Source organism: Actinomyces stomatis, from assembly GCF_031292835.1.
Taxonomy (GTDB): domain Bacteria; phylum Actinomycetota; class Actinomycetes; order Actinomycetales; family Actinomycetaceae; genus Actinomyces; species Actinomyces stomatis.
Genome location: NZ_JASPEP010000025.1, coordinates 1 through 14,824 on the forward strand (window position 1 = coordinate 1; position 14,824 = coordinate 14,824).

The following is a 14,824-nucleotide window of genomic DNA, read 5'->3' on the forward strand; positions in this document are numbered from 1 at the left end:
AGTCCGCCTGCGGGGAGGCTCCCGTGGGCGGGGCCGCTGACGTAGCGGCCGGCGGGCCGGCGGTGGTCGGCGTGCTTATTGACCCGATGGCGCAGGGGGCGCACGCCGAGACCGACCTGGCGGCCCTGGGCGTGTTCGGGCAGCGCTACCTGGATCGCATCTACGCGGCCTACCACGAGGTCTCGCCGCTGGCGGAGGGCTGGCGCGAACGGGTGGGGCTCCACTCCTGGCACATCATCATGATTCACGCCTTCCTCTTCGGTGGGGGCTACGGCGGGGAGGCGGTCGCTGTGGCCCGCCAGTACCTGTGAGCGACCAGGCCCCGTAGGCTGGCAGGGTGAGACCTCGACGACGTCAACAGCGCCTGGTGCGCGCGGTCGTGTACGTCCTCGTGCTGCTGGTGGTCATCGGCATGATCCTGACGATGGTGGGCTCTGCACTGGCCGCCGCCGCGGTTCCTACGACGTCGACGTCCCAGTCGGCCCCCGATGCCGCCTCGGCCTCGCGGCCGGCGCCGGTGGTCGTCCTGGGGACGAACAATCTCACCTGGGCGGATCTGCGGGCACAGGCCTCCCGCGCGCCCGCCGGTGAGGATTCCGGTTCTCACGGCGTCGACTCGGCGGCCGCCCACCTGCTGGCCTTCGCCTCCCAGGGCGAGCCGATGAACCTGTCCGTGCGCACTCCGGCGGACCGCACCTGCCCGGCCGACGGCTGGCTCACCCTGGGCCGGGGCAAACGCGCAAGCGCCATCAAGCCGGCCGCTTCCTGCGCCGGCCCCACCACCGCGATCCCCGACAGCACTCCCCTGGTCGGGGCGCTCGGGCGTGACGTCTCGATCCAGGCCGTCGGTCCCGGGACGCAGCTGACCATGGGCGCACCGGGGGGCTCAGCGAACAGGCCTGCCTTGGCCCCTTCCGTGGCCGAGGCCCTGACCGCCGGCGCGGATCTGACCGTCGTCGACACCGCCCGGGAAGCCTCCTCCGACGCCGAGCGGATCGCCGCCCTCGACGACGCCCTGCGCAGGGTCCAGGAGCAGGCGCGCCCCGGCACCCGCCTCGTCGTCGCCTCCCTGGCCGACGACGAGGCCCCCGGCCCTCAGATGGCGGTCCTGCCCGCGGGCACGACCAGCGCGCTCGGCTCCTCCGATGGCCTTGTCGTCGGCGACTCCACGCACCAGCCCGGCCTGGCCCAGCTGACCGACCTCACCCCGACTCTCGTGGCCGCCCTGGCCGGCCGCCGCGACCCGGCCTTCGACGGCCAGGCGCTCACGCTGCCCCAGACCGGCAGCGAGGGCACTGCAACAGCCGACACCGCCGCCACCGGGGACGCCCGCATCTCGCGGCTCGCCGACGACGCCCTGCACGCCCGTGCCTCTCAGGCCACAGTGATGCGGGCCGGCGCCCTGCTCATGGGGCTGGCCGTGGCGCTCCTGGTCTGGGCCGCCGTCGTGCTGCGCGACCCGGAGGCGAGCCGGCGTACGGCTCTGCGCCGCCGGGTCACCCGGGTGGCCGTCTACCTCAGCGGCCTGCCGACGGCGTTGCTACTGGTCAATACCGTCCCCTGGTGGCGTGTGGGGTCCCGGGCCGGCTCCCCCTCGGTGTGGGCCTCGGTCGTCGCTGTGGCCGCGGCCGTGCTGGTCGCGGCCGGCATCGGGGGGTTGGCCGCCGGGACCGTGGCGCTGGTGCGGCGACGCCGGCGACCCCGCTCCACCGCCTCCCCGATTCCTCCGCCTTCAGCACTCGGCGCCACGGCAGCCGCTGAGGCAGCCGGATCGGCCGAGGCCCTCTCCGGGGACGTCGCGGCCGAGCCGCATCAGGACGAGGCGGGCAGCCCCATGCCCTCCTCGTCGTCTCCGTCCTCCAGCGGGGCGAGCCTGACGGCCCTGCTGGTGGCGGCGGCGATCCCGCTGACCTGGTTGGTCGACGCCGCTGCGGGCGCACCCCTGGCCTTCAACAACCCACTGGGCATGAACGCGGTGGTGGCGGGCCGTTTCTACGGGGTGTCGAATACGGCCTTCGCGCTGGTGGCCGGCGCGCTCGTCGTCGTCATCACCGGCGCCTGGGTGGCGCTGGGCGGCGGCCGGCGGACCGCGCTGCTTGTGACGGCCGTGCTGGGCGGGGCGGCACTGATCGTTGATGGCGCCCCGCAGCTGGGCGCGGACGTGGGTGGCGCCCTGACTCTGGTGCCGACGCTGGCCTTCCTCGGTGCGGGCCTGGCGGGTCTGCGCCTGAGCTGGCGGCGCTGGCTGGTCATTGGGGCCACGACGGTCCTGGTGGTGGGCGGGTTCGCCGTCGTCGACCTCCTCCGCCCCGGTGGGCCCACGCACCTGGGGCGCTTCGCCCGTCAGGTGGTGGACGGTTCGGCCGCCGGCGTGCTGGGACGCAAGGCGTATGCACTGGTCGGGCCCTTCGTCACGAAGCCGGTCATGGCGATCGCCCTGGCCTGCATCGTGGTTCTCGTGGCCGCGGCCTCGTGGTGGGGGCGCAGGCAGGTGCGGGCCTGGCGCTCCGGCACGAGCCCCTACGTCTGGCTCGCCCCCGCCGCCCACGGGGACATTCGACGCGTGGGGGGACCGGATTCCTGTCCCCCCACGCGTGGAACGTCCCTGTCCGCGCAATGGGGGACGACGGCGCTGAAGTCTCTGGGGGTGCTGACGCTCGTGGCCGTCCTGGTCAACGACTCCGGCGTCACGATGGCCGGTTTCATCCTGGTGTCCGCCGCCCCCACCCTGCTGGCGCTGACGCTGGCCGGGAGCGATTCGGTGCGCTAGCGCTCGGCCGTCTCAGAGGCAGTGGTCTGTGAGCCCTCGCCATCGTGCGGCTTCTCGGCGGCCTCGACGTCGTCGTCGGCCTTGGGGGGCTGCGGCACGGCACGGTAGGCGAAGAAGTGGTCCTGCTCGGCGGCCGCCTTCTCGAAGGAGGCGCGCGGCACGCGGTGGCGACGCAGCTTGCGCCGGGTCACGGCCCGCAGGACGTCCTTGTACTGGGAGGCGCGGTGCATCGTGCCGGCCCGGTCGTTACCGGTGACACGGTGCGTGATGTCGCAGGGAACCTCGATGACGGCGAGCCCGGCCACGAGGACGTCGATGGTCAGACCGACCTCCACCCCCCAGCCGTCGGCCAGGGGCACCGCCTTCTCATAGGCCTCACGGCTCAGGCATCGCTGACCGGACAGCGGCGCCACCGGCAGCCACCCGGTGGACAGCGAGATGGCCCGCCTGGCGGCGCGCACGACCCGGCCGCGGCCACCGGCCCCGGACTGCTTGGGGGGCACCGCGATGGACATGTCGGCGACGCCGTCGACGACCGGGGGCACCAGTTCGGCGCAGGAGGCGGCCGAATCCCCCAGGTCGGCGTCGATGAACAGCAGCAGCCGGGCGGGACCGTCGGAGTAGTCGCGCATGCCGACCACCGAGGCCCCGGTCTCCATGGCGGAGGCCTTCCCGCGTGAGACGGAGTGGCGGACCGTCACGGCGCCGGCGGCGCGGGCGTGGTCCTGGGTTCCGTCGGTCGAGCCGTCGTCGACGACGATGACGAGGTCCACCCGCGGAATGGAGCGGCAGGCCCGAACAGTGGTGGCGATGCGCTCAGCCTCATCCTTGGCAGGGATGACCACGGCAACGCGCTGGTCGGGCCGCTTGGTGGAACTCACGCCCCCAGGGTATCCAGACTCGCTGCCTCCAGCCGATACCTGAGCACCCCGTTATCGCGCGCCTTTTTTGTGAGGCCCGTCAAGTTCTCTGCTCTCGTACTATGCTGCGCGGAATCCTCAGGCTCCACGCACAGCGGACACGTACCGGCCATGCCCAGCACGTCCTGCCGGTCGCCGCGACACGCCGACGCGCCGGGAGGGAACGACCCGCGCCTCTCCCAGGCTCTCCTCGGTGAATTTGTGTCAAACCTTCAGCATGGGACCACGGTCCCCGGAGAAACTGAGAAATGTTGCTGCAATGAGTCACATTTCGTCATTCAGACACTAAAGTTACCTGTTTCGGCACGTCACGCCCGGTTCTCGTGGCACAGTGGAGGCAAGGAGCCCGTCAATGGAGCCGGGTTCCGCCGGCGCATTTCGCGTCCTTCCGTGTGCCGGGGCGACTCCCCTGCCGCCCCGGCACGCCTTGGCCCTCACCACCGACCGCCCAGCCCCAGGGCACTCGCCGCCCGAGTCATCGGCGCAGGCGGCGGGGCATTCACGCCGCCCCACCCCCGCTCTCCGGCAGCTCCCCACAGACGCGACGGAGAAGAGACCGGGCCACACATGAGCCCAGGGTCCGGCCGACGAACGACCAGACCCCGGCGCACCGCCTCTGCATCCTTCATGCAGGTCAGTGCAAGGCGCTTACGAGCAGATCGAGCCCTACGCTGCCCAGGTCGATGCCCCGGTTGTGGAAGGCGCGCAGGTCCAGCTCGCCGCCCTCGGCGCGGGCCTGCGCCTGGGCGCTGCGCCGACCGGCCCGCCAGACCCGCTCACCCACCGCGTAGGCCAGCGGTTGGGCCGGCCACCCCAGGTGCCGGGAGACCTCGAAGCGCAGGCGCCCCTCAGAGATCACGGTGTGGTGGCGCAGCACGGCGGTGACGGTCGCCCGGTTCCACTCGCGGCAGGCCCCCGGAAGGGCCACGACGTCGTCGGGCACGGGGAGCCGGGAGTGGACACCCAGGTCCACAAGGACCCGGGCCAGGCGCCAGCGGCGTGCCGCCAGGCGACCGAAGCGGTCCTCGGGCGTGGGCATGAGCCCGAGCTCGTCGGCGAGGGACTCGGCGTACAGGCCCCACCCCTCGTCACATCCGGGTACGGACCCCAGATAGCGCTGCCAGGCGGTCAGGCGCGTGCTGGTGGCGTGGGCACCGACGTGGACGTGGTGACCCGGGACCGACTCGTGCAGCACCGTGGTCCGCTCCATCCACGGCCACACCAGCTGCTCGCCGTCGGCCAGGGAGCGCATGACGATGCCGGGCCGACGCTCTCCGCCGGTACCGCGCGGCTCCTCGTAGTGGACGGCGCCGTCTCCGAGCTCCCCGAGGCGCACCCGGGGGCGGCCCAGACCGTCGGGCGGGTCAAGGACCCGGCCGACCACGGCGTCCCAGGCCTCGTCGGCCACCTCCTGCGCCCAGGTCGTGTAGTCCTCCGCACGCAGGGCGTAGGTCGGGTCGGCGCGCAGGTGCCGGTTGAGGCTGCCGGCATCGGCGCCGGGCCCCAGGATGTCGACGGCGATGGCGTCCTGCTCGGCGATGACCCGCCCCAGCTCCTCAGTGGCCCAGGCGTAGGTCTCCTCGGGGTCCACCCGAGTGCCCAGGACGCGGCGCATCCACAGGGCGTGGCGCTGAGGGCCGACGCCCTCGGCCTGGGGCGCCCGCGGCGAGAGCGTCGTGCGCAGGTGCGAGGCGAAGTCCAGCGCGGCGCGGCGGGCGACGATGTCCGCCTCCTGGAGCTGGACGTGCAGAGTGGCCGGCAGGTCCTCGGGCAGTCCCTGGGTCCGGCGTCGGGCGAGGTCACGTGCCTGCCCGGCGACGACGTCGACCTGACTGAGCGGGGCGATCGCACCGGCCTCGGCGGAGGCGGACAGGGAGGCGGCCAGCCCCTCCAGGGCGGCGGGCAGCGCCTCCAGACGGGTGCGGTGCAGGTTCCAGGCGTCCTCCCACTTGGCCTCGGCCTCGGCGAGGTCCGCCTCGTCGGAGCCGGCGCGGTCGGGCGCCTCAGGGGGCCGCTGCAGCTGACGGGCGATCTGCTGGAACGGCGAGGAGAGGAAGCCGAGGTTGCCGCCCTCCTCCCCGGCGGAGATGAACTGGATGGAGGTCTCCAGACGCTCCAGGAGGTGGCGGCGCAGGAGCTCGTCGGAGCCGGTCGAGTGGTCGACGGCGGCCACGCGGTGACGCAGGGAGCGCTCGGCACTGAGACGCTCGGCCAGTCCCGCGGGCGAGTAGTCGGGCAGGATGGTCCCGCCGGGCAGTCCGGTGCGGGCAGCCGCCTCGGGATCGTGGGCACACAGGAGCTGGGCGTACTCGTCGGCAAGGTCGCGCAGGACGACGCCGGCGGCCGCGGTCTCCGAGGGGGAGCGGACCGAGGAGCGGGTGGCGGCCTGGGCGGAGGTGTGAGCGCCGGCCGTGCGGACGGCCCGCCAGGTCCCTGAGCTCGGATGCTGCGGGTGGACCGGTGGCCGCTCGGGCGGCCCGGTGCTCACCGGGCTGGTGACGGGCGCAGGCGTGGCGTCCGCCGTGCCGGTGGGGGCGTCCTGCGTGTGGGAGCCGGCCGGAGGTACGGCGGGGCCGGATGGAGAGTGCTTCGAGGGGTCGTCGGTCATGACATCAGGCCTTTCGCTTCACTCGCCGCATGGCGTGCGGGCCCGGCGGCGACATTGCCGTTTCACCAGGGTGCCAGGAACCGAAACAAAGGTCCATAGGCATCGTGGATCTGACGGCGAAGAAAGTTGGATGAATTGGCGGGCGTCCCTGCTCGGCTTGAAGGCGGCGGACGCGGGGTGGGAACTGGTACTGATCTGATCCCGAGGTGCGAGACTCAACGACGAGCCCGGACCGAGGCATCGGCAGTGGACGCGGGGAGCCGAGACTCTCCACCCCTCCAGCCGGCGCAAGCACCCGAAGATGACTGCCGGCGATCAGCAGGTGGCTACTAGGTAGCGATCGAGGGGCATCGATGGCGCCAGCCGGTCGATGAGCAGGAGCGCAGCAGGCTGACACACATGGCCGTCGACCGCGGTGCAGAGCCGCAAACAGTACGAGTCATCAGCGCTCCTCTCATTCTGGACGGGCCGGGTCGCCCCGGCGTTGAGGTCCTTCGTCGTGCTGTCGTTGTGCTGTGATGGACGTGGCACGATTGAAGGACGCCGCGCCGACAGTGTCAAGGATCTACGGCAGCGGTTCACCCGTACCGATATCCGCGCTGGTCAGGGGCATCTCAGTGTCCCTCTGACATCGCTGCGCTGCCGCCGTTGGCAGCGCTCACAGGCGAGCGGCCCCCACCTCCGAGTCGCACCCACCGGATCCGGCCTGACCACATCGTGGTCACTCATGATTGACAGAGAGGGCCGGGCGAGCACAGCCTCACCCACCTCCTTGACAGGTAGGTGAACTTGATTAACCTATCTAGTGTGAAGATAGACCGGCGCAGTACGGACACCCGTCAGCGGCTCATCGACACCACCCTGGACCTCATTGACTCCAACGGGTGGCATGCGGTGACACTGAGCGGGGTGGCCCGCGCCTGCGGAGTGACCACGCCCGCGTGCTACAAGCACTTCCCGTCCAAGACGAGCCTTTTCGAGGCCGCGGCGCGCCGGCTGTCGGCCTCACTGGGCGAGCGCGCGGACGCCCTCATCCAGGACGATCCGCTCGAGTCACTCGTCGGCATCGGGACTCTTCTGGTCGACTTGGCCGCAGAGCACCCGCATCTCTTCGAGTTCAATCAGATCAGCCCCGCGGCCATCGCGGCACTCGACCGCCTCGACGACCACCCACTGCTGGCACTGACCCGCGGCGAGGTGGAGCGTCTGGCTGCACAGCAGGGAACCGATCCGACGCCGCTTCACCTCCTGGTGTGGTCCTGCCTGCAGGGCTACACCCAGCTCATCGCCGTCGGCGCCACCACCGCCGACACCACCTTCATCCGCGCAGCCCTGCGCGCCATCGTCACGATTGGAGACAGCTGATGACAGCCAAGAAGCCCCTCAAGAAGACGGGCGACCGCACCCTCATCGTCTACGCCCACCCCTACGACGGCTCCTTCAACCACGCCGTACTCGAGGCCGCCACCTCCGCCCTGGACAAGGCGGGAAGGCCCTACGACGTCGTCGACCTCTACGCCGACGGCTTCGACCCGCGCTACACCGCCGAGGAGCTGGCCCTGTTCAGCGAGGGCGGCACGCTGGACCCGCTGGTGAGCCACTACCAGAAGCTCATCGAGGGGGCCTCGCGCATCATTGTCATCTGCCCGATCTGGTGGAGTGACGTGCCGGCCATCGTCAAGGGATTCGTGGACAAGGTCATGAAGCAGAGCTGGGCCTACCATGCGACGGCCTCCGGGGTGAAGGGCCACCTCACCCACATCCAGCAGGTGCTGGTACTCACTACCTCGACCGCCCCGACGTGGTTCCTGCGCCGGTTCTGCGGCAACTACGTCAGCTCGGTGTTCCTGGGCGCCGCCCTCAAGCAGCTGGGCATGCGCGGACGGTCATGGGTCAACTTCGGCAAGGTCGGTAAGGCCAGCCGCGGCCAGCACAAGAAGCACCTCAAGCGCGTGGCCCGCCTCGTGGTGAAGTGACATATGAGCCCCGCCGCGAGTATCGCCGCAGAGCGCCAAGCCGACCTGAACTCGGGACGAGACGAGTCCCGAACACTGGCAGAGATCCTGGCCATCGCCCACTCCACCCTTCTGACACAGGTGGTGCCGGCGGCCCCAGAGGAGCTGGTTGAAGCGGCCAAGCACGCCGACTCACTCGGCATCCTGGCTCGTATGCAGACCATGGGAGAAGCGCTGTATACGCACCTTGGTCGCTCCGCCTGCCTGGATCTCGCTAATCACCCGGCCGACACCGTCCGGGGCTGGGCAGTCTTCGCCCTGGTCTCCCAGGAGAAGGACGCCGACGTCGACACGCTGTTGACCCTGGCAAGACCGGCCGCGGACGACCCGCACTTCGGGGTGCGCGAGTGGTCATGGATGGCAGTGCGCCCGCACTTGGTGCCCCAGCTTGACGAGGCCATCCGCGCGCTGCGGCCCTGGACCTCAGAATCCTCGGAGCGCATTCGGCGCTTCGCCAGCGAGGCGCTACGTCCACGGGGTGTGTGGGCACGGCACATCCCCGAGCTCAAGAAGGAGCCCGAGCGGGGCCTTCCACTGCTCGAGCCGCTGCGTGCCGACTCCTCCCGCTATGTGCAGGACTCCGTGGCGAACTGGGTCAACGACGCCGCCAAGTCCCAGCCCGCCTGGGCCAGGGAGCTCTGCGAGCGTTGGCAGGAGGAGTCGCCCACCCCGGCCACTGAACGGATTATCAAGCGAGCACTGCGCTCGATCCGGTGATGGCGTCGGCCAGATGGGCATCGAGTCTGGCCAGGACCGCCCTCTCAGGAGTCACGTGCGACCTCGACGGGGACATTCCGCGCGGCCGGGTGCGTGTCCTTCCAGCCGGGGGCATTCGACGCCGTCGGGGACAGAAATCCCGTCCCCGAACGCGCGAGATGTCCCCGGCCGTGAAGAAAAGTCCCCGCTAACGAGAGCCCCGGAGGGGCCGGTACGTATCAGGGCGACGTCAAGGCACGGCATACTTCGGTCGTGCCCGACACCGCGCGTCTTCCACTGAGTCGGTGGCGCCTACTCCCCCGCCGCCTGGTCCAGTTCGCCCTCCTGGAGCTGGCCTGCTGCGCCTTCGCCATCGCCATCTTCGTTGGGCTCGCGGCGAGTGCCCTGGTCTGGAGCTACACGGATCCGCCGATTGCCCGCTACGACGCCCTGCTGATCTACGTCGTCGTTGTGCAGATCGCCTTCGTGGCCTTGAAGCAGGAGACCTGGCGCGAGCTCGGCGTCATCTGCGCCTTCCACCTCATCGGGCTGGCGCTGGAGGTGTTCAAGGTCCACACCGGCTCCTGGGCCTATCCGGATGCCGGGGTGGTGCGCGTCGGCGGGGTACCGGTCTTCTCCGGCTTCATGTACGCCTCCGTCGGCTCCTACATCTGCCAGGCCTTCCGGCGCCTCGACCTGCACGTGGGCGGCTTTCGGTGGTGGCCGGTGAGTCTGCTGGCCGTGGCGGCCTACCTCAACTTCTTCACCCACCACGTCATCATCGACCTGCGCTGGGCCATTGCCGCCGGTTTCCTCATCACCCTGTGGGGAAGCGCCGTCCACTTCACTGTCGGTGGGGAGCGCTACTGGATGCCGACGACGGTGGCCTTCATCCTCATTGGGGGATTCCTGTGGCTGGCGGAGAACCTGGCCACGGCGTTGAGCGCCTGGCGCTACCCCAACCAGGCCGACGGCTGGCACCTGGTGCACGCCGGCAAGTTCGGCAGCTGGGCGCTGCTCATCTCACTGAGCTTCGTGCTCGTCGCCGCCGTCAAGGCGAAGGAGGGCACCCTTTACGGACGCGGCCTGCCGCGCGTGACGCGCCGGCGCCTGCGCATCACCGATACCTGATTCGCGCACTGTGCGCCCCGGCCCGTCACCACGCCCTCGTCACTTCCCCACCGCCTCCCGGCCGTCTCCCCACCCCGCCACCAACACTGACGGGGACATTCCGCGCGGCCGGGTGCGTGCCCTTCCGACCAGGGGCATTCGACGCCGTCGGGAACCAGAATCCTGTCCCCGTACGCGCAGAACGTCCCCGGCTGCGCGGAAGGGTCCCTGAACGCGCAGAATGTCTCCGGCCGGGCGGAGATATCGGGGGGGGGGGGGGAGAGAGCGGTCAGAGGTTGACCTGGCGGGAGATGATGCCGGCCTTGGCGCGGCGGACCTCGGGACTCAGGGGGCTGGAGTCGGCCAGTGCGGCGTCCAGGCGCCTACCCATGGCCTGCAGCGGCTTGGTGAGCTCCTCAGCCTCCGTGCCGGGCACGAGCTCCCACACCGGGATGGCCAGACCGTTGGCCCGGAAGGCGCCGACGAAGCGCGCACCCTCCTCCAGGTCGGACTCGCGCGCGGCGTAGATGCAGGCGAAGGCGTTGAAGAACTCGTCCTCGTCCTCCCCGCGCACCCAGCGCACGAACTCCTTGGCACCCAGCCGGCACCAGTAGGCGTGCTCGACACCGGGAACGGGCCGGGTCGGGGCGATCTCCTCCTTGGCGCGCTCGATGGCCTCCTCGATGATCTGGCGGGCTTGCGCGTTCTCGCCGGCAGCCTGGGGGTCGACCCAGAAGTCGAAGGTCTCGCGCACGGAGACCACCGGCGGCTCACTGGTGTCGAGGACGTCCTGGAGGCGCGGGCCGGGCTCGGGCAGGCCGTCGGAACGCAGGGCCTGCCCCTCAGGCAGCTCGAGGGTGGCCAGGATGGCGGCGGCGACGTCGCGGGAGGCGTCCCCGGAGTGCACGGAGGTCTGCATGGCCACGAGGATCTCGCCGTCGGAGCGCTTGAGCCCCTGAACGAACTCGGGAAGAAGCGTGACGAGCTGGACCTGCTGACCGCCGTACTCCTCGGTCAGGCGCACGGTGGCCGTGGCGGCCGGGATGATCTGGGCCATCGCCACGAGGTCCTCCTCGGCCGGCAGACCGGCGAAGGGGCGGGCGACGAACTCGATGCTCTGCTTGCGGGGCTTGGCCGATGCGGCGGCCGGACGGCGCCCATGGCGCTTCTTCTTCGACATGCCCGTCAGCCTACCGGCCACCCCGCGCCCCTCCCAGGCCGACGGCGGCCCGTCGGCGCCCCATGATGCGGTTCACGGAGGCTCGCACCCTACTCGAACCGCCGTCGAGGCCCGACGACGGTGGGCGGAGCATCGAGGCACCCCACCGGCTCAGAAACTCGAGGAGGAGCCGGCCCCGGAGAAGCCGCCACCGGAGAAGCCACCTCCTCCCGAGAACCCGCTGCTCGGGGTGAAGGTTGACGCCGAACTGTAGCCCATCACCAGGGACGAGACCGGGGCGAAGGAACGGAAAGCCACATTGCCGAAGCCAGTGAGGCCGGCGATCGCCGGAGACGTCGAGTTGACGCGGATCGTGGCATGGGGGTTGTACCTGCCGTAGCTACCACCCAGGGACCAGGAACCATTGTAGGCCGCGTACCGACCAGAGCCGCGGTAGCTGTCGAAACGGCGACGGCGCTCATCGGCGTACCGCGAGGTATCGACATTGATGGCGTAGCGGGCCAAGCCGTCGGCCTCCCCATGGGTGGCGTCAGCGATCCGGTCGAGCTCGTCGAGGGCCTGAGACGGCTGGAGCCTGCCCGCCGAGAGGTCCACAGTCATGTGGTAAAGGCGCTCACAAAACCAGCGAACCTTCTCCCGCGTACCCATCGTGTTGACCGGCAGCCTCCTGGAGATGTCGATCTGCTGGCACAGGCTGAGGAGCGCCTGGAGATCCTCCAGGACCGGCCCCTGCTCGTTGTACCAGGCCTGCTCCCAGCCGCGGTCCTGATTGAGGAAGGTCGCGGTGTTGACGACGACGTCGTCGAGCGTGTCCAGCGCGGTCGATCGTCTTCGCAAGTCGGTCGCTCTCCGGAGCATGAAGAGACCGAACCACTGGGTGCCCCGGGGGCTGCCGAAGTCCTGCCAGGACCGGGCCAGACTCTCGTACTCGCCACGGAACCAGCGGTAGCGGGCCATGACCTGCGCCCCGTGGGTCTCCTCGGCCGGGATCCGCTGGGCATGCTGTTCAGTGGCCCTGTAGTCATGGGCGACCTGCGAGTAGTGGCGCTGCGCCTCACCGACCCGACGGCGGGCCGCGAGTCCTCGCCACAGGTAGACACCGACACCGGCGGCACCGAACACGGAGGCCGGGAAGGACAGCTGCAGGAAGAAGTCTCTCAGGTTGCTGCGAGGCTTACCGACGTACTTCGTGGACTCCTTCCCCATGGAGACCAGGCCCCCGTCCCAGTCCTTCAGCCGGAACTGGGACTTGGCAGCGTCCTGGATGTCGCCCTCCTGGCTGCTCGTCACCTTGACGTCCTCACCGAAGTAGCAGCCCACCTTGCGCGAGTCGGGGGCCACCGCCAGAATCACCAGGCCGTCACTCCAGTACTTGGGGTTCGACGTCGAGACCCACGGGACCTCAGTGTCGCTCGCATGCGAGCGGGCGTACTCCAGCACGGCGTCGTTGAGGTTGGAGATGTCCTCACCCGGCACCGTGAGGACGGCCACGTGGACCTGCTTGCGGAACTCCAGGTTCTTGAGCTTGCCGCTCAGCGCTGTGCTGTCAAGCACGCCGGCCTCGTCCTGGACCTCGACCTCGGGCCGGTAGGTGGTCACCGTCTCCTTCTTCGATGGCCAGAGCCATACGATCAGCGGCGAGAGGACCAGGGTCAGGCCCAGGACCATGACGGCAGTGAAGGCCACCACTGAACGGGTTCGGCCTGAGCGTGTGGCGGGGTCCTGCTTCAGCTGCTCCATCCGAAGCTCACCTCCCTACTGACTGGCAGTTTTCAGTACCGATAGTAGCGAGGGCCTGGCAACCCCGGAAACGAGCGGAGACAGCGCCGGCAGGAGCCGGCCGCCCCGGTTCAGAAGCTCGAGGAGGAGCCGGACCCGGAGAAGCCGCCACCGCCGCTGTAGCCGCCGGAGAAACTGCTTCCCGAGAAGCTGGACCCAGAGCCGGAGCTGCTCGACGGCGTGTAGGAGGAGGCCGAACTGTACCCCACCACCAGGTCGGAGACCGGGGTGAAGGAACTGAAGGACCCGCCTGCACCGGAGCCCGAGCTGGACGAGCCGATGGCGGAGATGGCCGGGGAGGAGGGGTTGAGGCGGATCGTCGAGTGCGGGTTGTAGCTGCTGTGCCCGCCGTCCAGGTACCAGTAGCCGGCGTAGGCGGCGTCCGTGGACGAGACCGTGTCGTCGTAGCGACGACGGCGCTCGTCGGCGTACCTGGAGGTGTCGGCGTCAATGGCCTCGCGTGCGAGCCGGGCGGCCTTCGTCTTCGTCTCGTCGGCGATCTCGTCGAGCTCGTCCAGCGCGGCCGAGGGCTGGAACGAACCGGCCTCCAGTCCGGAGGTCATGTCGTCCAGGCGTTGCTTGCGGGAGCGGATCCACTCCCGCTCCTCCTTGGTGCGCCCGACGATCGAACCGCTCTCAGCGGCGTCGGAGCTGTCGATCTGGTGGCACAGCCTCCGCAGCGACTGCAGGTCCTCCAGGACCGGCCCCTGCTCGTTGCTCCAGACACGGTCCCAACCGGGCGAGAGACTCAGGAAGGTGGCGGTGTTGGCGATGACGTCGTCGAGGGAGTCCAGAAGCTCGGAGCGCTTCTTCAGCTCGGTGGCCCGTCCCAGCACCGACATGCCGAACCACTGGGTGCGGTAGGGGCTGCCGAAGTCCTGCCAGGAGCGGGTGACCTTCTCATACTCGCTGCGGAACCAGCGGTAGCGGGCCATAACCTGGGCCCCGTGCGGCTCGTCCTCGGGGATCGTGCCGGCCAGGAGCTCGGTGGTCTCGTAGTCGTGGGTGACCTGCGAATAGTGGCGGAGCGCCTCACGCGCCCGGCGTCGCGCCGTGAAGCCGCGCCACAGGTAGTACAAGAGCCAGGCGACGCCCACGAGTGCCGAGATTCCGGGCAGGACGTAGGTCGTGCCCACGTCACCACCACCGGGCCGGCCGATGACGTCCGCGGTCTTGGCCGCCATGGAGACGGTGCCCCCGTACCAGTCGGCCCGGCGGTACTGATCCTTGGCGGCGTTCTGGATGGCCGCCTGCTGCTCCAGGGGGACCGCGACATCCTCACCGAAGTAGCAGCCCACCTTCCGCGCTTCCGGGGCGACCGCCAGGATCACCAGGCCATCGCTCCAGTAGTTGGGGTTCGACGTCGAGATCCACGGGACATCGTATCGCCGGCGTGTGAGCGGGCGTACTCCAGCACCGAGTCGTTGAGGTTGTCGACGTCCCAGCCTGGGACCGTGAGCACGGCGACGTGGACATCCCGACGGAAGCGCATCGCCTGGATCTCCTTGACCAGTGGCTCGGCCTGGAGCACCCCGGCCTCGTCGTGGACCTCCGCACTGGGGTGGCGGCTGCCACCGAAGGGCCAGATGACCATAATCAGCAGCACGGCAACAAGGGCCAGGCTCACCACCACGTTGGCGACGAAGGCCGTCACCGACCAGATTCCGCCGAGCCCAACGATGCCGGACTGTTTCATGTGCTTCATCAGCACTTCCTTTTCCTTGCGTGGGCCCGGCGTTCAAGGCG

10 protein-coding genes and 1 pseudogene are annotated in these 14,824 nt (G+C 70.0%); 6 read left to right on the top strand and 5 right to left on the bottom strand.

The window, feature by feature from the left end; all coding sequences use genetic code 11:
* Window positions 1–311: fructosamine kinase family protein (locus RIV12_RS11045; RefSeq protein WP_309323863.1), on the top strand; the 311-nt coding region annotated here is incomplete at its 5' end.
* Window positions 312–337: 26 nt separating this feature from the next.
* A complete protein-coding gene (locus tag RIV12_RS11050) occupies window positions 338–2,770 on the top strand; it encodes a hypothetical protein (RefSeq protein WP_309323865.1) in 2,433 nt (810 codons plus the stop codon).
* On the opposite strand, the gene RIV12_RS11055 is transcribed toward RIV12_RS11050, so the two are convergent.
* Window positions 2,767–3,651 (bottom strand): glycosyltransferase family 2 protein, encoded by an 885-nt coding sequence (locus RIV12_RS11055; RefSeq protein WP_309323867.1) that lies wholly within the window; start codon window positions 3,649–3,651, stop codon window positions 2,767–2,769. The genes RIV12_RS11050 and RIV12_RS11055 overlap by 4 nt on opposite strands.
* Before the next feature lie 673 nt (window positions 3,652–4,324).
* Complete coding sequence (locus tag RIV12_RS11060) at window positions 4,325–6,298, bottom strand: DUF885 domain-containing protein (RefSeq protein WP_309323869.1); 1,974 nt, start codon at window positions 6,296–6,298, stop codon at window positions 4,325–4,327.
* Between the two features lie 807 nt (window positions 6,299–7,105).
* Between RIV12_RS11060 and RIV12_RS11065 the strand changes: the two genes are divergently transcribed.
* The 4 genes from RIV12_RS11065 to RIV12_RS11080 all read left to right on the top strand — a co-directional run bounded on the left by RIV12_RS11065 (window position 7,106) and on the right by RIV12_RS11080 (window position 10,140).
* The gene (locus RIV12_RS11065) at window positions 7,106–7,663 is read left to right on the top strand and encodes a TetR/AcrR family transcriptional regulator (RefSeq protein ID WP_309323871.1); all 558 of its coding nucleotides are present in this window, start codon (window positions 7,106–7,108) and stop codon (window positions 7,661–7,663) included.
* A complete protein-coding gene (locus RIV12_RS11070; RefSeq protein WP_075417457.1) occupies window positions 7,663–8,274 on the top strand; it encodes an NAD(P)H-dependent oxidoreductase in 612 nt (203 codons plus the stop codon). Before RIV12_RS11065 ends, RIV12_RS11070 begins: the two co-directional genes overlap by 1 nt.
* 3 nt (window positions 8,275–8,277) lie before the next feature.
* Entirely contained in the window at window positions 8,278–9,030 is a 753-nt protein-coding gene (locus RIV12_RS11075; protein WP_309323873.1) for a DNA alkylation repair protein, read from the top strand.
* A gap of 252 nt (window positions 9,031–9,282) precedes the next feature.
* Entirely contained in the window at window positions 9,283–10,140 is an 858-nt protein-coding gene (locus tag RIV12_RS11080; RefSeq protein ID WP_309323875.1) for a DUF817 domain-containing protein, read from the top strand.
* A 268-nt stretch (window positions 10,141–10,408) separates the two neighbouring features.
* On the opposite strand, the gene RIV12_RS11085 is transcribed toward RIV12_RS11080, so the two are convergent.
* The 3 genes and pseudogenes from RIV12_RS11085 to RIV12_RS11095 form a co-directional block, all read right to left on the bottom strand.
* Window positions 10,409–11,299 (bottom strand): DUF5926 family protein, encoded by an 891-nt coding sequence (locus tag RIV12_RS11085; protein ID WP_309323877.1) that lies wholly within the window; start codon window positions 11,297–11,299, stop codon window positions 10,409–10,411.
* Window positions 11,300–11,449: 150 nt separating this feature from the next.
* The gene (locus tag RIV12_RS11090; protein ID WP_309323879.1) at window positions 11,450–13,039 is read right to left on the bottom strand and encodes a DUF5129 domain-containing protein; all 1,590 of its coding nucleotides are present in this window, start codon (window positions 13,037–13,039) and stop codon (window positions 11,450–11,452) included.
* 110 nt (window positions 13,040–13,149) lie between these two features.
* A pseudogene (locus tag RIV12_RS11095) lies at window positions 13,150–14,783 on the bottom strand (DUF5129 domain-containing protein).
* Window positions 14,784–14,824 lie beyond the last annotated feature (41 nt).